This is a genomic window from Saccharothrix syringae (genome assembly GCF_009498035.1).
GTDB classification, from domain to species: Bacteria; Actinomycetota; Actinomycetes; order Mycobacteriales; family Pseudonocardiaceae; genus Actinosynnema; species Actinosynnema syringae.
Genome location: NZ_CP034550.1, coordinates 8,174,899 through 8,195,031, shown reverse-complemented (window position 1 = coordinate 8,195,031; position 20,133 = coordinate 8,174,899). Strand labels below are relative to the sequence as shown.

The window sequence follows — 20,133 nt, the reverse complement described above, 5'->3', positions numbered from 1 at the left end:
AGACCTCAGCCCATCGCCGCCCGCAGCGAGGCCGGGCGCATGTCGGTCCACACCTCGTCCACGTGGGCCGAGCACTCGTCCTTCGTGCCGCGCGTCCCCTCGAACCGCCACCCGGCCGGCACGTCGTGATGCGCGGGCCACAGCGAGTACTGGCCCTCGTCGTTCACGAGCACCTGGTAGGTGATGTCGTCCCTCATGCCTCTTCCTCCTGAACTGGTTGTACCCCGTACCCGCGCAAAGTCGGGTTGACCGTGACGATCACCGTGATCACGAGAATCCCCACCGCGCACACCAGCACCGCCGTGCGCGCGGTCAGCACTTCGGTCAGCGCACCGCCGACCAGCGGCCCGAGCGTGCCCGCCACCCCGACCACCACCGCCATCACGCCGCTCAGCCGGCCCCGCATGCCGTCGGGGGTCAGCAGCAGCTGGTGGGTGCCGATGGTGGTGTTGGCGGTCGGCGCCAGGAACGTCATCAGGGCGAACAGCGCGCCCAGCAGGTACGCCGACTCCAGCACCAGCGCCAGCGGGGTGAGCAGGGCCAGCGCCCAGAACACCGACGCGATCGACCGGAACGGCCCGAGCGCCCGGTGCAGCCTCGGCGCCGCCAGCGCGCCCAGCACGCCGCCCACCCCGAGCATCGCGGCCATCACGCCGATCTCGGCCGACGACGCGCCGCGGCCCTGCGCCAGCACGATGACCACCAGGTAGAACGCCGTGAAGAACAGGTTGAGCACCACCGCGCACAGCGCCGTCACCCGGATCTCGGCCCGCTGCCACACCCACCGCAGGCCCTCGCCGATCTCGCGGGCGATGTGCCTGCGCTCCACCACCCGCTCGGTCGGCGGCACCCGCAGGAACAGCAGCGCCACGAAGCCCAGCACGTGCGTCACCAGGTCGACCAGGAACGGCAGCCACCGCGTCACCGCGAACAGCACGCCGCCCAGCGCGGTGCCGGCCATCTGACCCAGCGACGACCTGGCCCCGTTCATCGCCACCGCCGTCGCCAACTGCGCCTCGGGCACCAGTTGCGGCAGGCAGGCGTCCTCGGCCGGTTCGAACAGCGCCCGGGTCACGCCGAGCACCACCGCCACCGCCACCATGTGCGCCACCGCCACCACGCCGGTCCAGATGGCCACCACCAGGCCGGCCAGCGCCACCGCCCGGGCCGCCTCGCACCACAGCATCACCCGGCGCCGGTCCCACCGGTCGACCAGCGCCCCGGCGGGCAGCCCGACGGCCAGCTGCGCGGCCGCGTCGGCGGCCAGCACCAGGCCGGACGCCACCGGCGAGCCGGTCACCGCCAGCACCAGCAGCGGGAAGGCGATCATGGTGGCGCTGAAGCCCACCTCGCCCAGCGCCTGACCGCTCCACAGCAGCGTGTAGTTGCGGTTGCGCGCCAGCGACGCCGTCACAGCGCACCCCGGCAGTCCTCGGCGATGGCCCGCAGCGCGGCGGCGAAGTCGGCGGCGACCGCCTCCACCTCGGCCGTCGGGTGCACCGCCGGGTAGTGGTACCAGGTGAACCCGAGGGTCCGGCCGGCCTCGCCGACCACGTCGACCAGGTGGTCGCCCGCGTCCGCCGGGTCGTGCGACTGACCCACCGCCGGCAGCACCGCCCGGAACAGGCCGTCGGCCTCGCCGGAGCCCTCGTCGAACCGGCCCAGGTAGTTGAACGACACCGCGGGCCGCCCGCCGTCGGGCACCAGGCCGTGCTGGCGCAGCGCGCCGTAGCCGAACCCGTTGCCCGGCACGGCCCGCAGTTGCCGCCGCACCGCCTTCACCCGGTCCCGCCAACTCCCGTCGGCGACCTCCAGCGACACCGGGAACACCGTGGTGAACCAGCCGACCGTGCGCGACAGGTCCGCGTCCAGCACGTCCTCGCGGCCGTGGCCCTCCAGGTCGACCGCGACCCGCGACGACCCGGTCCACCGCGACAGCGCCCACGCCAGCGCGGCCAGCAGCACGTCGTTGACCCGCGTCCGGTACGCCACCGGCGCGCCGCGCAGCAACGCGTCGGTGTCGGCCTCCGACAGCTCCACGGTCACCGCGGCCGCCTCGCCGCGCGGCGGCGGGAACTCCGGGAACGACATCGTCCAGTGCCCGACCTCGCGGTCCAGCCCGCCGCCGAGCACGTGGGCCTCCAGGGCCCGCGCCCAGTCCCGGAAGGACGTGGTCTTCGCACCGAGGTCGCCGCCGCGGTACAGCGTCTCCAGGTCGTCGGTCAGCACCCGCCACGACACCCCGTCGACCACCAGGTGGTGCGCCACCAGCAGCAGCGCCGGCCGCTCGCGCGGGAACAGCACCGCCCGGAACAGCGGTCCGGTGGTGATGTCGAACGAGGCGTGCACCTCGTCCGCGACGGCCTCTAAGTCGGCCTCCGCGTCGGCCACGGTGAGCACGTCCACGTCGTGCAATATGCCCTCGTTGCGCTGTCGCCACACCCCGTCTTCATCGGTGAACCGCAGTCGCAGCGCGTCGTGGTGCGCGACCAGCGCGTTCAGCGCCCGCCGCAGCGCCGCCACGTCCACCTCCGGGTCGAGTTCCACCAGGTGGGACTGGTTGAAGTGGTTCAGGTTGCGCCCGGAGTGCAGGAACCAGTGCTGGATCGGGGTCAGCGGCACCTCGCCCACCACCGGGGCCCGGTCGTCGGCCGACGAGACCTCCACGGTCACGTGCGGCGCCAGCGACGCCACCGTCTGGTTGACGAACAACTCCCGCGTGGTGAACCGGTAGCCGGCCTGCCGGCACCGGGCCACCACCTGCATGCTCAGGATCGAGTCGCCGCCCAGGGAGAAGAAGTTGTCCTCCGCCCCGACCCGCGGCACGCCCAGCACATCGGCCCACACCTCGGCCAGCGCCTCCTGCACCGTCCCGGTCGGCGGCACGTACTCGGCCCCGCCCGCACCGGAGAAGTCCGGCTCGGGCAGCCTCGCCCGGTCCACCTTCCCGTTCGGGCTCACCGGCAGCGCGTCCAGCGGCACGAACGCCGACGGCACCAGGTAGTCGGGCAGCGCCTCGCCCAGGAACCCGCGCAGCTTGGCGACCTCGCCCACGACGTAGGCGACCAGCCGCTTGTGCCCGCGCGCGTCCGCCCGCGCCACCACGACCACCTCGCGCACGTCCGGGTGCTCCAGCAGCGCCGTCTCGATCTCGCCCAGCTCCACCCGGAAGCCGCGGATCTTGACCTGCTCGTCGGCGCGGCCCACGAACTCCAGCTCGCCCCGCGCGTTCCAGCGCACCACGTCGCCGGTCCGGTACATCCGCGAGCCCGGCGCGCCGAACGGGTTCGCGAGGAACCGGGACGCGGTCAGCCCCGGCCGGTCCAGGTAGCCGCGGGCCAGGCCGACGCCGGAGACGTACAGCTCGCCCGGCACGCCCACCGGCACCGGCTGGAGCGCCGCGTCCAGCACGTGCACGGTGGTGCCGGGGATCGGCCGCCCGATCGGCGGCGCGCCGGCACCGGGCGCCAGCGGCCCGCTCCAGGAGGTGACCACGGTCGACTCGGTCGGCCCGTAGGCGTTGACCATCCGCCGACCGGGGGACCACCGCCGCACCAGGTCCGCCGAGCAGGCGTCGCCGCCGACCACGAGCGTGCGGAACGACGGCAGCTCCACCCCGTCGGGCACGGTCGCCAGCGCCACCGGCGGGATCAGCGCGTGCGTCACGCCGAACCCGTCGACCACCTCGGCCAGCTGGTCGCCCAGCAGCGGCCCCGGCGGCGGCACGACCAGCGCCGCGCCTGCCGGCCACGCCAGGCACAGCTCCAGCACCGAGGCGTCGAAGCTGGGGGAGGAGAACTCCAGCACCCGGTCGCCCGGCCGCACGTCGAGGTGCGCCGCCTCGGCCGCGGCGAAGGTCGCCAGGCCGGCGTGGGTCACCACCACGCCCTTCGGCCGCCCGGTCGAGCCGGACGTGTAGATCACGTACGCGGGGTGCTCGGACCGCACCGCCACCACGGGGTCGGTCCCGGGCTGCCCCGAGGTGTCCACCGGCCCGTCCAGCACGACCAGCGGCTTGGCGTCGGCCAGCATGAACGCGATGCGCTCCGCCGGGTACGCCGGGTCGACCGGCAGGAACGCCGCGCCGGCCTTGAGCACCGCCAGCTCGGCCACCAGCAGGTCCGCCGACCGCGGCAGCCGCAGCGCCACGACCCGCTCCGGGCCCGCGCCCAGGCCGATCAGGTGGTGCGCCAGCCGGTTGGCCCGCGCGTTCAGCTCGGCGAAGGTCAGCTCCGCCGCACCGGTGACCGCGAGCGCGTCGGGCGTGCGCGCCACCTGCGCCTCGACCAGCCCGACCAGGGTGGGGCCCCACGAGCCGGGCCCGCCCGAGCCCCAGGTCTCCAACCGCTCCCGCTCGGCCGCGGGCAGCACCGGCAGCGCCCACAGCGGCCGGTCGGCGTCCGCGGCGATGCCCTCCAGCAGCACCAGCAGGTGCGCCACCAGGCGTTGCGCGGTGGCCGCGTCGAACAGGTCGGTGTTGTACTCCAGGGCACCGTCCAGCCCGTCGCCGGTCTCGGTGAACTCGACGGTCACGTCGAACGCCGTGCTCACCACCTCCTGGGCCACGTCCTCGGCGACCAGGCCGGGGAAGCCCTGGGCCTGCGGCGCGTTCTGCAGCGCCACCACCGCCTGGAACAGCGGCGTGCGGCTGGTGTCGCGGTCGGGCTGCACCGCGTCCACGACCCGCTCGAACGGCACGTCCTGGTGGGCGAACGCGTCGAGCGCGGTGCGCCGGGTGCGGGCGAGGAACGCCGGGAAGTCCTCGGCCGGGTCGATCCGCGCCCGCAGCGCCAGCGTGTTGACGAAGAACCCGACCAGGTCCTGCGTCTCGGGCCGCTCGCGCCCGGAGGCCACCGTGCCGACCGCGAAGTCGTCCTGCCCGGACCACCGGTGGAACAGCACCTGGCAGGCCGCGACCAGCGCGGTGAACAGCGTGCCGTCCGCGGCGCGGGCCAGCTCGCGCAGCCGCGCCACCACGGGCGCGGGCACCGCGAACCCGGTCCGCGCGCCCGCCGTGGTCTGCACCGCGGGCCGCGGCCGGTCGGTGGGCAGCTCCAGCGCGGGCACGCCCGCCAGTTGCTCCCGCCAGTACCCGAGCTGGGCGTCCAGCGGCTGCTCCCGCTGCCAGGCCGCGAAGTCGCCGTAGCGGATGGGCAGCGGCGGCAGGTCGTCACCGCCGTAGAGGGCGGCGAGGTCGGACATCAGCACCCCGGCGGACCAGCCGTCGGTGACGATGTGGTGCATGGTCAGCGCCAGCACGTGGTCGTCGTCGGCGTGCCGCACCAGCACCGGCCGGAACAGCGGGCCGGTGGCCAGGTCGAACGGCTCCACCGCCGGCATCGCGTCGAGCACCGGCAGCACCACGTCGGCCGGCGGGCGCACCTCGGCGACCGGCAGCCCGTCCACGGCGGGGAACGCGGTGCGCAACTGCTCGTGCCGCGCCACCAGCGCGGTCAGCGCCCGCTCCAGCCGCGGCACGTCCAACTCGCCGCGCAGCCGCACCGCCAGCGGCGTCACGTACTCGGTGCCGCCGGGCTGGAACTGGTCGAGGAACCACAGCCGCTGCTGCGCGAACGACAGCGGCGGGCGCCCCTCGACGCGCGGGATCGCCGACCCGGACGCCCCGGTCAGGCGGGCCGCCAGCGCGGCGACGGTCGGGTGGTCGAACACGTCGCGCGGCGACAGGTCGAACTCCGCGCGCAGCCTGGAGACCACGCGGATGCTGGAGATCGAGTCGCCGCCCAGCGCGAAGAAGTTGTCCGTCGCGCCGACCGCGTCCAGGCCCAGCACCTCGGCCCACACGTCGGCCACCCGGCGCTCCGCCCCGGTGCGCGGCGCGACGAACCCGCCCGCCGCCGACGCGTCCCGCTCGGGCGCGGGCAGCGCGGCCCGGTCGAGCTTGCCGTTGGCGTTGAGCGGCAACCGCTCCAGCGCCACGTAGGCCGTGGGCACCATGTAGTCGGGCAGCGAGCGGGCCGCGTGCGCCCGCAGGTCGGCGGCGCCCGCCTCGGCGGCGGGCACGTAGTAGGCGACCAGCCGGTCCTCGCGCACGATCACGGCGACCTGCGCCACGGCGGCGTGCCGCGCGAGCACCGCCTCGACCTCGCCCAGCTCGATCCGGAACCCGCGGACCTTGACCTGCTGGTCGGCGCGGCCGAAGTACTCCAGCCGCCCGTCGACCCACCGCGCCAGGTCACCGCTGCGGTACATGCGCTCGCCGGGTTCGCCGAACGGGTTGGCGACGAACCGCGACGCGGTCAGGCCCGGTCGCTTGAGGTAGCCGCGCGCCAGGCCCGGCCCGGCGACGTACATCTCGCCCACCACGCCCGGCGCGACCGGCCGCAGGTCCTCGTCCAGCACGTAGACGCGCAGGTCGGGGATCGGCACGCCGATCGTGCCGTCGGCCTCGGTCCAGGTGACGTGCACGGTGGTCTCGGTGATCCCGTACATGTTGACCAACCGGCCGGGGCCGCGCCACGCGGTCACCTTGCGCAGGTCCAGCGCCTCGCCGCCGAAGATGACGTACCGCACCGACGGCAGCTCGGGCGCCTCGGCCAGCAGCTGGTAGAACGCCGAGGGCGTCTGGTTGAGCACGGTCACGCCCTCGTCGGCCACCAGCCGCGCGAAGTCCCGGGGCGACCGGGAGACCTCGAACGGCACGACCACGAGCCGACCGCCGTGGAGCAGCGGTCCCCACAGCTCCCAGACCGAGAAGTCGAAGGCGTAGCTGTGGAACAGCGTCCACACGTCGTCGGGGCCGAAGCCGAACCAGTGATCGGTTTGCGTCATCAGCCGCACCACGTTGGCGTGCGGGATCACCACGCCCTTGGGCTTGCCGGTCGAACCGGACGTGTAGATCACGTAGGCGGCGTTGTCCGGTCGCACCGGCACGTCCGGCGCGGTCGCGGGCAGCGCCGCCAGGTCCGGCACCTGGTGCAGCGTCAGCACCGGCCAGGCGTCCGCGACCATGTACGCCACCCGGTCGGCCGGGTAGTCGGGGTCGATCGGCAGGTACGCCGCGCCGGACTTGAGCACGCCCAGGACGGCCACCACGAGGTCGAGCGAGCGCGGGAACTTCAACGCCACCAGGGTTTCCGGTCCGGCGCCGGACCGGATCAGGTGGTGGGCGAGGCGGTTGGCGCGCTCGTCCAGCTCCCGGTAGGTCAGCGACTCGCCCCGGCACGTCACGGCCACCGCGTCGGGCGTGCGCGCCGCCTGCGCGGCGAACAGCGACGCGATGGTGTCGGAGACCGGTTCGGCGGGCGCGGTGCCGTTCCAGTCCACGAGTACCTGGCGCGCCTCGGCCTCGGACACCCACGGCAGCTCCGCCACCCGGCGGTGCGGGTCGGTGCCGAGCGCGTCGAGCAGCCGGGCCAGCCGGTCGCCCAGCGCGGTGATCGTGCGCTCGTCGAACAGCCTCGGGTCGTAGGTCAGCTCGACGTGCAGCGCCTGTTCGGCGTACGCGCGCACGGTCAGCGGGTACGTGGTCGTGTCCAGGCTGTCGATCTCCCCGATGACGGGCGCGCCGTCCGGCCCGTCCCCGCCCTCCGGGTAGTTCTCGAACGCCAGCAGGCTGTCGAACAGCCGCGTGCCCGCCCACTGCTGCACCTGCGCCAGCGACGCGAAGTCGAACCGCCGCGCCTCGGTCTGCTCGGCCTGGAGCCGGCGCAGCCAGTCCACCGCGACCGCGTCCGGGTCCACCACCACGCGCGAGGGCACGGTGTTGATGAACATGCCGGCGATCGACTCGACACCGGGCAGCTCGGCCGGGCGGCCGGACACCGTGCTGCCGAACACCACGTCCCAGCGGCCCGAGGTGCGGGCCAGCAGCAGCGCCCACGCGCCCTGGACCAGGGTGTTCACCGTCAGGCCGCAGGCGCGGGCCACCGCGTCGAGCCGGTCGACCGGCAGGTCCAGCACGACCTGCGCGGACGACTCGGCGCGGTGCGCCTGCGCCGGCTGCCGGTCGAACGGCAGCGGCGTGGGCGACTCGACGCCGGCCAGCACGCCCCGCCAGTGCGCCTCGGCCGCGGCCGGGTCCTGGTCGGCCAGCCACGCCAGGTAGTCGCGGAACGGCCGGCGCGGGGTCGGCGCGGCGCCCGCGTACTCGGCCAGCACGTCGCCGAAGACCTGCGGGGTGCTCCAGCCGTCCAGGACCAGGTGGTGCGAGGTCCACAGCAGGTCGACCTCGGTGTCGGACACGCGCCCGATCACCAGCCGCATCAGCGTCGGCCCGGCCAGGTCCAGCCCGGCCGCCGCGTCGGCGGCGACCAGCTCGTCGGTCACGTCCGCGTAGGTGACGGGCACCCGCACGCCGCGCCGCACGACCTGCACCGGCTCGTCCAGGCCCTCCCAGGCCACGCCGGTGCGCAGGACCGGCGTGCGGTCCACCACCCGCTGCCACGCCTCGCCCAGCCGGTGCGGGTCGGTCACGCCGGACAGCCGCACCCGCATCTGGTTGAGGTAGGCGGTGCCGTCGTCGACCAGGTCGTGGAACAGCATCCCGGCCTGGAGCGGGGTGAGCGGGTAGACGTCCTCCACGTCGGGGTCCGCGATCCGGTCGACCTGCTCCCGGGTGAGCCGGGCCAGCGGGAAGTCCGACGGGGTGCGGCCCCAGGCGCCCGGCCGGGCGCAGTGCTCCGCGATGCCGCGCAGCGCGTCGAGCATCCCCTCGGCCAGCGCCCGCACCGCGGCCTCGTCGTGGGTCTCGGTGGCGTAGTCCCACTCCACCACCAGCTCGCCGGCGGACACCGCGGCGGTGATGTCGAGCAGGTGCGGTCGGGTGAAGTCGTCCGGCACCTCCCGGCCGTGGTCCCCGGCCTCGGTGACCCCGCCGTCCCACTGGCCCAGGTAGTTGAAGCACACCCGGGGCAGCGGCCCGGTCAGGCCGCGGTCGTCGTACCGCAGGGCCTCGTAGCTCAGGCCCTTGTCGGGCACGGCGCGCAACTGCTCCTTCACCGCCTTCAACGCGGTGTCCCACCCGCCGGCGGGGACCTCCAGCGCCACCGGGAACTGGGCGGTGAACCAGCCGACCGTGCGCGAGAGGTCCACGCCGTCGAACAGCTCCTCGCGGCCGTGGCCCTCCAGCGCCACCAGCGCCCGCCCGCCGAACGCCGACGCCAGCGCGGTCAGCAGCACGTCGTTGACCTGCGTCCGGTACGCCTCGGGCACCTCGCGCAGCAGCGCGTCGGTCTCGGCGCGGCTCAGCCGCACGGTGACGTTGCGCGCCGCGCCCGCCCGGGTCGGCACGCGCTCCTCGACCGGCACCGCCGCCCAGTGCGGCAGGGCCGCGTCGAACCCGCCGGCGCGGACGTGCCGGTCCAGCCGCCGCGCCCAGTCGGCGAACGCCGTGGTCTTCGGGCCGAGCGAGCCGCCGGCCAGCAGGGTCTCCAGGTCGGAGACGACGATCCGCCACGACACCGCGTCCACCACGAGGTGGTGCGCGGTCAGGAACAGCCGCCCGCCGGGGCACAGCACGGCGCGCAGCAGCGGGCCGCGCTCCAGGTCCAGGGCGGCGCGGGCCCGTTCGGCCTCGGTGCGCAGGTCGTCGGTGGCGACCCGGAACACCTCGGCGGTCCCGACCTCGGCGACCTCCTGCCGCCACGCGCCGTCCACCCGGCTGAACCGGGTGCGCAGCGCGTCGTGGTGGGCGACGACGGCGTGCACGGCGTCGCGCACCGCGTCCGGGTCGACCTCGCCCAGCTCCACGACCACCGACATGGTGAAGTGCGGCAGGGGGCCGTGCTCGGTGAAGAACCAGCGCTGGATCGGGGTGAGCGGGACGGGCCCGGTGACGACCTCGTGCACCTGACCGGCGTCCTCGGTGACCGCGAGCGCCAGGTCCTCGACCGTCTGCCGCAGGAAGACGTCCTTGGAGGTCAGCGCGAGCCCGGCCCGCCGGGCGCGGGAGACCACCTGCATGGACAGGATCGAGTCGCCGCCCAGCGCGAAGAAGTTGTCGTGCGCGCCGACCCGCGCCACGCCCAGCACCTCGGCCCACACCTCGGCCAGCCGCGCCGCGATGCCGGGGCTGGGCGCCACGTAGTCGGCGCGGTCGGTGAACTCCGGCGCGGGCAGCGCGCGGCGGTCCACCTTGCCGCTGGGCGTCATCGGCAGCTCGTCGAGCGCGACGAACGCCGACGGGACCATGTGCTCGGGCAGCCGGTCCTTCAGCCAGGAGCCGAGGTCCGTTGCCGTACCGACGGTGTAGGCGACCAGGCGGGCGTGGCCGTTGTGCTCGCGGACCGCCGCGGCGGCGTGCCGCACGCCGGGGTGGGCCAGCAGCGCCGACTCCACCTCGCCCAGCTCGATGCGGAACCCGCGGATCTTGACCTGGTCGTCGGTCCGACCGAGGTACTCCAACCCGTCGGGCGTCCACCGCACCCGGTCGCCGGTGCGGTACATCCGGGAGCCGGGCGCGCCGTGCGGGTCGGCCAGGAAGCGGGACGCGGTCAGGCCGGGCCGGTTGAGGTAGCCGCGGGCCACCTGCGCGCCGGCGACGTACAGCTCACCGGGCACGCCGGTGGGCACCGGCCGGAGGTCGTCGTCCAGCACCCGCGCGACCAGGTTGGCCAGCGGTTCGCCGATGACCGGCCGGTCGCCCGCGACGAGGCAGGACACCGCGTCCACGGTCGTCTCGGTGGGGCCGTAGAAGTTGTACGCGGCGGTGTCGGCCGCGGCCAGCTCCCGCCACAGCGGTCCGGGCAGCGCCTCGCCGCCGAGCATCAGCACCCTCGGCCGGTGCTCGCCGTCGAGCAGGCCGGCGGGCAGGAGCTGCTGGACGTAGGACGGGGTCAGGTCCAGGAAGTCGACCCGGTGGCGCCGCACGTAGTCGACCAGCGCGGCGGGCTCCAGGCGCACGTCGTCGGTGAGCAGGTGCAGCTCGTGGCCGGCGGCCATGAGCAGCGGGCCCTCCCACGAGGTGTCGAAGGAGAACACCGCGGACAGCGCGACCCGCAGGTGCTCGCGGGCGAAGTCGGTGATGTGGTTGTGCAGCAGGTTCACCAACTGCCGGTGCTCCACGACCACGCCCTTGGGCGTGCCGGTGGAACCCGAGGTGTAGATGGTGTAGGCGGCGGAGTCCGGCCGCACCGGCACGCCGGGGTCGGTGTCCGGGCAGCCGGCCAGGTCGGGCCAGGAGTCCAGCACCAGCGCGGGGTCGGCGTCGCGGAGCAGGAAGTCCACCCGCTCCCGCGGCAGGCCCCGGTCGACCGGCAGGTACACCGCGCCGGCCTTGTGCACGGCCAGGATCGCCACCACCGCGTCGGCCGACCGGGGCAGCACCACGGCCACCACCCGCTCCGGCCCCGCGCCGCGCCCGACCAGCCAGTGCGCCAGCCGGTTGGCCCGCGCGTCCAGCTCGGCGTAGGTGAGCCGGGTTTCGCCGCAGACCAGCGCGGTCGCGTCGGGGGTGCGCGCCGCCTGCGCGGCGAACAGGGCGGGGAACGTGGTGTCCGGCACGTCCAGCACCCGGCCGCGGCCGTCCGGCTCGTCGCCCAGCAGCAGCGGCACGGCGGACAGCGGCCGGGCCGGGTCCGCGGTGACGCCGGCCAGCAACGCCAGCAGGTGGCCCACCATGCGGTCCACAGTGGACGCGTCGAACAGGTCGGTGCTGTACTCGACCGCGCCGCGCAGCACGCCGTCGGAGGCGTCGAACTCGAAGGTCACGTCGCAGGTCGAGGTGAGCTGCGGCAGCTCGACCGGCGTCATCTCCAGGCCCGGCAGCCGGGGCGGCTCGCCGCCCGCGTTCTGGAGCAGCACCATCGCGTCGAACAGCGGGTTGCGGCTCGGGTCGCGCTCGGGGCGCACCGCGTCCACCACGCGCTCGAACGGCACGTCCTGGTGGGCGAACGCCTCCCGGGTGGTCTCCCGGACCGCCGCCAGCAGCTCGTCGAACGACCGGTCCAGGTCCACAGTGGACCGCAGCACCACGGTGTTGACGAACAGGCCGACCACGTCGTCCAGCTCGGCCCGGCCGCGACCGGACACCGCCGTGCCCACCGCGACGTCGTCCTGGCCGCTGTAGCGCGCCAGCAGCGCCTGGCAGGCCGCCACCAGCGCGGTGAACAGGGTGTCGCCGCGCTCGCGCACCAGCTCGCCCAGCGCGGTCGCGACGTCCCCGGGCACGGTGAACTCGCGCACCGCGCCCGCCGTGCCGCGCACCGCGGCCCGCGGCCGGTCGGTGGGCAGCTCCAGCGGCGGCACCCCGGCCAGCTTCCCGGCCCAGTAGTCGACCGGCGGGTCCTGCCGCCACGCCGCGTAGTCCACGTACTGCACGGCCGGCGGCGGCAGCTCCTCGCCCGCGTACAGCGCCGCCAGGTCGCGCAGCAGCACGCCCGAGGACCAGCCGTCGGTGACGATGTGGTGCACCGCCAGGGCGAACACGTGCTCGTCCTCGCCGTCGCGCACCAGCCGCGCCCGCAGCAGCGGCCCGCGCTCCAGGTCGAACGGCGTGCCCGCCTCCTCGCGCAGCACCGCGCCCCACGGGGTGTCCTCCACCGCCAGCGGTACCGCGAACGGCTCGTGCACGACCTGCACGCCCTCGGCGAAGGTGGTGCGCAGCGACTCGTGCCGCGCGACCAGCCCGTCCAGCGCCCGGCGCAGCGCCGGCACGTCCAGCGGCCCGCGCAGCCGCCACGCCGCCAGCGTCACGTACTCCGTGCCGCCCGGCTCGAAGCGGTCCAGGAACCACAGCCGCCGCTGGGCGGGCGACTGCGGGTGGACGCCATCGCGCGGGATCACCGGGATGGCGTCCACCACCTCCTCGCCGGAGATCGCGGTGGCGAGCCCGGACACCGTGGGGTTCTCGAACAGCGCGCGCGGCGACAGCTGCACGCCGAACTCCTCGCGCAGGCGCGAGGTGACGCGGATGCTGATGATCGAGTCGCCGCCGAGGGTGAAGAAGTCGTCGTGCGCGCCGACCCGGTCCACGCCCAGCACGTCGGCCCAGATGGCGGCGACGGCGCGTTCGGCGGCGGTGCGCGGTGCGACGTACTCGTGCTCGCGGGTCGGCCCGGGGTCGGGCAGCGCCCGGCGGTCCACCTTGCCGTTGCGGCTCAGCGGCAGCTCGTCGAGCGCCACGAACGCGGCCGGGACCATGTAGTCGGGCAGCTCGCGCCCGGCCAGCCCGCGCAGCTCCGCCACGTCGACCGAGCCGGGCACCACGTAGGCGACCAGCCGCTTGGCGCCCCGCTCGTCCTGGCGGGGCACCACCACGGCCTCGGCCACCGCCGGGTGCCCGGCGAGCACGGCCTCGACCTCGCCCAGCTCGACCCGGAAGCCGCGGATCTTGACCTGGTCGTCGGCGCGGCCGACGAACGCCAGCTCGCCGCCCGCGGTCCAGCGCACCAGGTCGCCGGTGCGGTACATGCGCCCGCCCGGCTCGCCGAACGGGTTCGCCACGAAGCGGGACGCGGTCAGGCCGGGCCGGTCGGCGTAGCCGCGGGCCAGGCCGGTGCCCGCGACGAACAGCTCGCCGACCACGCCCGGCGGCACCGGCCGCAGGTCGCCGTCGAGCACGTAGGCGCGCATCCCGTCCAGCGGGGTGCCGATCGGCACCGGGTCGGGCACCGGCGCGTCCGCGGTGAGCACCCGCCGGGAGGCGAACGTGGTGGTCTCGGTGGGGCCGTAGCCGTCCACGACCACGATCCCGGGGCAGGCGGCCAGCACCCGGCGCACCGCCGCGGCGGGCACCACGTCACCGCCGGTCCACACCTCGCGCACGCCCGCCAGGCAGGCCGGGTCGTCCTGCGCCACGGCGCGGAACAGGCCCGCGGTCAGCCACAGGGCGGTCACGCCGCCGTCGGCCACGACCCGGCGCAGCCCCGCCGCGTCCAGGTCGTCGGGCGGGGCGACCACCACCGCGCCACCGCGCAGCAGCGGCACCCACAGCTCGTAGGTGGAGGCGTCGAACGCGGTCGGCGAGTGCAGCAGGACCCGCTCGTGGCCGCGGTCGAAGGCGCGGTCGAACGCCAGGCCGACCACGTCGCGCTGCCGCACCGCCACGCCCTTGGGCACACCGGTCGAGCCGGAGGTGTGCATGACGTAGGCCAGGTTGTCCGGGTGCACCACGACCCCGGGGTCGCCGGCCGGCTCGTCGGGCTCGGCCCCGAGCAGCACCACCGGCCCGTCGTGGACCTCGCGGGCCACGTCCGCCCACCCGGCGTCGGCCAGCAGCACCGCGGCGGCGGTGTCGGCCAGCAGCAGGCGCAGCCGCTCGCGCGGCGCCCGGACGTCCAGCGGCACGTAGGCGCCGCCCGCCTTGGCCACCGCGAGCACGGCCACCACCAGGTCGGCCGACCTGCCGGCCAGCAGGCCGACCCGGTCGTCCGGGCGGACGCCCAGCCGCACCAGGGCGCGTGCCAGCCGGTTGGCCCGCGCGTCCAGCTCGGCGTAGGTCAGCCCGGTGTCCCCGCACACCACGGCCGGGGCGTGCGGCGCGTTGCGGACCCGCGCGGCGAACGCGGCGGCGATGCCGGTGGCCGGGCCGCCCGCGCCGGTGTCGTTCCAGTCGACCAGGACCGCGCGCAGCTCCTCGTCGGTGGCCATCGGCAGGGCGCGCACCGGCCGGTCGGCGTCCTCGGCGACGCCGCGCAGCAGCACCGCCAGGTGGGTGGCCAGCCGCCGCGCGGTGGCCTCGTCGACCAGGTCGGGGTCGTGCAGCAGCCGGGCGCCGAGGCGGTCGGTGAGGTGCGCGACGAGGGTGAGGGCGAAGTTGGTGCCCTCCTCGGCGTCCACCTCGGCCACGCGCACGCCGGTGGTCTCGGTGACCTCGCTCAGCGGGTAGTTCTCGAACACCACCGCGCTGTCGAACAGCCGCGTGCCCGCCCACTGCCGCACCTGCGCCAGCGACACGAAGTCGAACCGCCGGGACTCGCTCTGGTCGGCCTGGAGCGCCCGCAGCCACTCGGCCGCGGGTGCGTCGCCGTCCACCAGCACCCTGGTGGGCACGGTGTTGATGAGCATGCCGATCATCGACTCGACGCCGGGCAGCTCGGCCGGGCGGCCGGACACCGTGCTGCCGAACACCACGTCCCGCTCACCCGAGTGGCGGGACAGCAGCAGCGCCCACAGGCCCTGCACCACGGTGTTCACCGTCAGGCCGTGGCGGCGCGCGGTGTCGCGCAGCGCCGCCGACTCCTCGGCGGTCAGCGCCAGCCGGACCACGCCGGTGCGCCGTGCCCGGTGCTCCCCGGTGGGCAGCCGGTCGAACGGCAGCGGCGTCGGGCCCGCCACGCCGGCCAGCACCGACCGCCAGTGCGCCTCCGCCTCGGCCGGGTCCTGCCCGGCGAGCCAGCCCAGGTAGTCGCGGAACGGCCGGCGGGCGGGCAGCTCGGGCGCGTCACCGGCGGTGGTCGCGCGGTAGACCTCCAGCACCTCGGCGAAGACCTGGGCGGTGCTCCAGCCGTCCAGCAGCACGTGGTGCGAGGTCCACACGACCTCGACCCGGTCGCCGCCCAGCGGGGTGACGCCCACCCGCATCAGCGGCGCCGTCGCCAGGTCGAACCGGTCGGGCACCTCGTCGGCGCGGGTCACCGGCAGCTCGACGCGCCGGCGCACCACCTGCACGGGCTCGTCCACGCCCTCCCAGACCACGGCGGTGCGCAGCACGGGCGTGCGGTCCACGACCCGCTGCCACGCCGCGGCCAGCGCGGCCGGGTCGGTCACGCCGTCGAGCACGATCCGCGTCCGGTCCACGTACGCGCCGGGCTCGACCAGGCTGTGGAACACCATGCCCGCCTGGAGCGGGGTGAGCGGGTAGACGTCCTCCACGTCCGGCCCGGCGATCCGGTCGACCTGCTCCTGGGTCAGCCGCGCCAGCGGGAAGTCGCTGGGCGTGTGCCCGCCGACGCCCGGCTGCGCGCAGTGCGCCACGATCTCGCGCAGGCCGTCGAGCACCCGGTCCGCGAGCCGCCGCACGGTCGCCTCGTCGTGCAGGTCCGCCGAGTAGTGCCAGGTCAGCTCCAGCTCGCCGCGCTCGACCAGGCCGGTGACCTCCAGCAGGTGGTCGCGGGTCGCTCCGGGGTCGACGTCCGAGCCGACCTCGCGCCGGGCCCGGTAGAAGCCGCCGTCGGCCACGTCGAACCGGCCGTGGTAGTTGAACGAGATCCCGGGCAGGCGACCGCCGCCCAAAGCCTCGAAGCTCAGGCCCCTGTGCGGTACCGCGCGCAGGGTCTCCTTGACCGACTTCAGCGTGTCGCCCCAGTCGCCGCGCGGTCGCAGCACCACCGGGAACTGGGTGGTGAACCAGCCGACCGCGCGCGAGAGGTCCACGCCGTCCAGCAGCTCCTCGCGGCCGTGGCCCTCCAGCGCCACGCCCACCGCGTCCCGCCCGGTCCACTCGGCCAGCGCCCGGCCCAGCGCGCTGAGCAGCACGTCGTTGACCTGCGTCCGGTACACCGGGGGCACGGCGGTCAGCAGCGCCCCGGTGGTCTCGCGGTCCAGCCGCACCGACACCGCGCGGGTCGAGCCGGCCGTGTTCGCGCCGTCCCGGTCCACCGGCAGCGGCGCCGGTTCGGGCAGCGCGTCCCAGTGCGCCCGCGCGTCGTCGAGCGCGCCGGAGCGGACGTGCTCGTCGAGCCGGTGCGCCCACTGCGGGAACTGCGTGCCCACCGGCTCCAGCGGCAGGCCGCGGTAGGCCCGCTCCAGGTCGGCGAGCAGCACCCGCCACGACACGCCGTCCACGACCAGGTGGTGCGCGACCAGCAGCAGCTCGGGCCGCTCGCCCGGGAGGAACACCGCGCGCAGCAGCGGCCCGGTGGTGACGTCCAGGCTCCGCTGCACGTCGTGCGCGACGGCCTCGGCGTCGGCGTCGTGCTCGACGCGGAACACCTCGCCGGGTTCGGGCGAGACCTCCTGGACCCACCGGCCGTCGACCTCGCGGAACCGCAGGCGCAACGCCTCGTGGTGCCCGACCGCGGTGCGCACGGCGGCGCCCAGCGCCTCGGCGTCCACGCCCGGCTCCAGCTCCAGCAGCAGCGTCATGGTGTAGTGCGGCAGGGGGCCGTGCCCGGCGAAGAACCAGCGCTGGATCGGGGTCAGCGGCGCGGGCCCGGTGAACACCCGCTCCGGTCCGGTGTCGGCCGCGGTGGTCACCACCAGCGCCAGCTCGGCGATCGTCTGGTGGCGGAACACGTCGCGCGAGGTCAGCCGCAGCCCGGCCTGCCTGGCCCGGGACACGAGCTGGATGGACAGGATCGAGTCGCCGCCCACCGCGAAGAAGTTGTCCTCCACGCCGATCCGCTCCGCGCCCAGCACCTCGGCCCAGATCCGGGCCAGCTCGGCCTCGACCGGGGTGCGCGGCGCGACGAACTCGCCGTCGCCGACGACCTCCGGCGCGGGCAGCGCGGCCTTGTCCAGCTTGCCGTTGGGCGTGAGGGGGATGCGGTCCAGCGCCACGAACGCCGACGGCACCTGGTACTCGGGCAGCGAGCGGCGCAGGTGGGCGCGCAGGTCCACCGGCCCGTCGGCGACCACGTAGGCGACCAGCCGGGTGTGGCCCTGGTCGGTGCGGGCGACCACGGCCGCCTCGCGCGCGGCCGGGTGCGCCAGGATCGCGGCCTCCACCTCGCCGGGCTCGATGCGGTAGCCGCGGATCTTCACCTGGTCGTCGGCGCGACCCAGGTACTCCAGGGTCCCGTCGGCCAGCCAGCGCACCCGGTCGCCGGTGCGGTACATCCGCGTGCCGGGCTCGCCGTGCGGGTCGGCCAGGAAGCGGGACGCGGTCAGGCCGGGTCGGTTGAGGTAGCCGCGCGCGACCTGGGGGCCGGCGATGAACAGCTCGCCGGGCACGCCCACCGGCACCGGCCGCAGCCCCTCGTCCAGCACCCGGGCGGTCAGGTTGGCCACCGGGCGGCCGATCACCGGCCGGTCGCCGGACACGGGCGTGGTCACCGCGTCGACGGTGGCCTCGGTGGGGCCGTAGAAGTTGTAGGCGCGCACGTCGGTCCGGCCCGCCAGCTCCCGCCACAGCGCCGCGCCCAGCGCCTCGCCGCCCAGGGACAGCACCTCCGGCACGTGGTCGCCGGACAGCAGCCCCGCCGGCAGCAGCTGCTGCGCGTAGGACGGGGTGAGGTCCATGAAGTCGATCCGGTGCTCCCGGACGTAGGCCACCAGGGCGTCCGGCTCCAGCCGCACCTCGTCGGTGATGACGTGCAGCTCGTGCCCGTCCGCCATCAGCAGCGGGCCCTCCCACGAGGTGTCGAAGGAGAACACCGCGGTCAGCGCGACCCTCATGCGGCCGCGGACGAAGTCGGTGACGTGGTTGCGGAAGAGGTTCACCAGTTGCCGGTGCTCGACCACGACGCCCTTGGGCAGGCCGGTGGAACCGGAGGTGTAGATCACGTAGGCCGCGTTGCCCGGCCCGAACGCCACCTCGGGTCTCGTGTCGGCGCACGCCGAGGTGTCGACCGGCTCGTCGATGACCAGCACCGCGCCGGAGTCGCCGAGCAGGTGCGCGCGGCGCGCCTCGGGCAGGCCGGGGTCGACGGGCAGGTAGACCGCGCCCGCCTTCATGATGCCCAGGACGGCGACGACGGACTCCGCGCCGCGCGGCAGCGACAGCGCCACCACCTGCTCGGGCCGCACGCCGCGCGCCACCAGGTGGTGGGCCAGCCGGTTGGCCCGCGCGTCCAGTTCGGCGAAGGTGAGCCGCTCCGGCCCGCACACCAGCGCGGTCGCGTCGGGGGTGCGCCGGACCTGGGCCTCGAACAGCCCGGGGAACGTGGTCGCGGGCACCTCCACCACGCGGCCGCGCCCGTCGGGCTCGTCGCCGAGCAGCAGCGGCACCTCGCCCACCGGCCGGTGCGGGTCGGCGGTGACGCCGTCGAGCAGGGCCACCAGGTGCCTGCCCAGCCGGTCGACGGTGCCCGCGTCGAACAGGTCGGTGCTGTACTCGACCGAGACGTGCAGGCCGTCGTCGGTCGCGGTGAAGTCGATGCTCAGGTCGAGGATGGCCTGGTCGCGGGTCAGCGGGTACTCCTCGACCCGCAGGCCCGGCAGCTCCGGCAGGGCGCGCCCGGCGTTCTGCAGCGCCACCATCACGTCGAACAGCGGGTTGCGGCTCGGGTCGCGGGTCGCGCCCACGGCCTCCACCACCCGGTCGAACGGCACCTCGTCGTGCGCGAACGCGTCCAGCGCGGTGCGGTTGACCTCGGCCAGCAGCTCGGTGAACGACCGAGAGTGGTCCACAGTGGACCGGACGACCACGGTGCCGACCAGGAAGCCGACCACGCCGGCCAGCTCGGGCCGGTTGCGGCCGCTGGTGACCGTGCCGACCGCGATGTCGTCCTGCCCGGTGTAGCGGGCCAGCAGCAGCTGGCAAGCCGCCATGAGGGTGGTGAACAGCGTGGTCTCGTTGTCCCGGGCCAGGTCCGCCAGCCGCGCGGCCAGGTCGCGGTGCACGGTGAACTCGTGCATGGCGCCCGCCGTGGTGCGCTCGGCCGGGCGCGGCCGGTCGGTGGGCAGCTCCAGCGGCACCACGCCGGCGAGCCGGTCCCGCCAGTAGGCGGTGTCCACCGGCCGGTCCTGCTGCCAGACGGCGTAGTCGGCGTACTGCAACGGCGGGGGCGGCAGCTCCTCGCCCCGGTACAGCGCGCCCAGCTCCTCGGCCAGCAGCCCGGTGGACCAGCCGTCCACCACGATGTGGTGCGTGGTCAGCAGGAGCACGTGCTCGTCCCGGGCCTCCTGGCGCAGCGCGGCCCGGAACAGCGGGCCGCGCCGCAGGTCGAACGGCCGGTCCAGCTCGGCGCGCAGGTCGTCCACGGGCACCAGGTCCAGGGCCGCGTCGTCGTGCACGATTTGCACGGGGCGGCCGTCGACCTCGTCGAACGTGGTGCGCAGCGACTCGTGCCTGCGCACCAGGCCGCGCAGCGCGGCGGTGAGCCGGTCCACGTCGAGCGCGCCGGTGAGCCGCAGCGCCAGCGCGCTGGTGTACTCGGTGCTGTCGGGCTGGAACTGCGCCAGGAACCACAGGCGCTGCTGGCCCGCGGACAGCGGCAGCGGCCGGTCGCGCGGCGCGGGCGGGATGGTGTCGGCGCGCGGCGCGGGCGCGACCTTGCCCGCGAGCCGCTGGCGCAGCTTCTCCCGCAGGTGCGCGGGCAGCGCGGAGATCCGGTCGTCCTTGGACGTGGTCAT

The 20,133-nt window shown here is 75.4% G+C and carries 3 protein-coding genes; all 3 read right to left on the bottom strand.

The features are described from left to right. Positions 1–5 precede the first annotated feature (5 nt). The 3 genes from EKG83_RS33905 to EKG83_RS33895 are packed head-to-tail and all read right to left on the bottom strand — an operon-like array spanning position 6 to position 20,133. Positions 6–197: an MbtH family protein gene (locus EKG83_RS33905; RefSeq protein ID WP_033432963.1), complete on the bottom strand. Its 192-nt coding sequence runs from the start codon at positions 195–197 to the stop codon at positions 6–8. Then, on the bottom strand, positions 194–1,414 hold the full coding sequence (locus EKG83_RS33900) for an MFS transporter (RefSeq protein WP_033432962.1): 1,221 nt from the start codon (positions 1,412–1,414) through the stop codon (positions 194–196). The genes EKG83_RS33905 and EKG83_RS33900 overlap by 4 nt, the downstream gene beginning before the upstream one ends. After that, a complete protein-coding gene (locus EKG83_RS33895) occupies positions 1,411–20,133 on the bottom strand; it encodes a non-ribosomal peptide synthase/polyketide synthase (RefSeq protein ID WP_033433035.1) in 18,723 nt (6,240 codons plus the stop codon). Before EKG83_RS33895 ends, EKG83_RS33900 begins: the two co-directional genes overlap by 4 nt.

Bases quoted from the DNA above. Each gene is read 5' to 3' on its own strand.
- EKG83_RS33895 (WP_033433035.1), bottom strand. From the start codon at position 20,133: ATGACCACGTCCAAGGACGACCGGATCTCCGCGCTGCCCGCGCACCTG.
- EKG83_RS33905 (WP_033432963.1), bottom strand. From the start codon at position 197: ATGAGGGACGACATCACCTACCAGGTGCTCGTGAACGACGAGGGCCAG.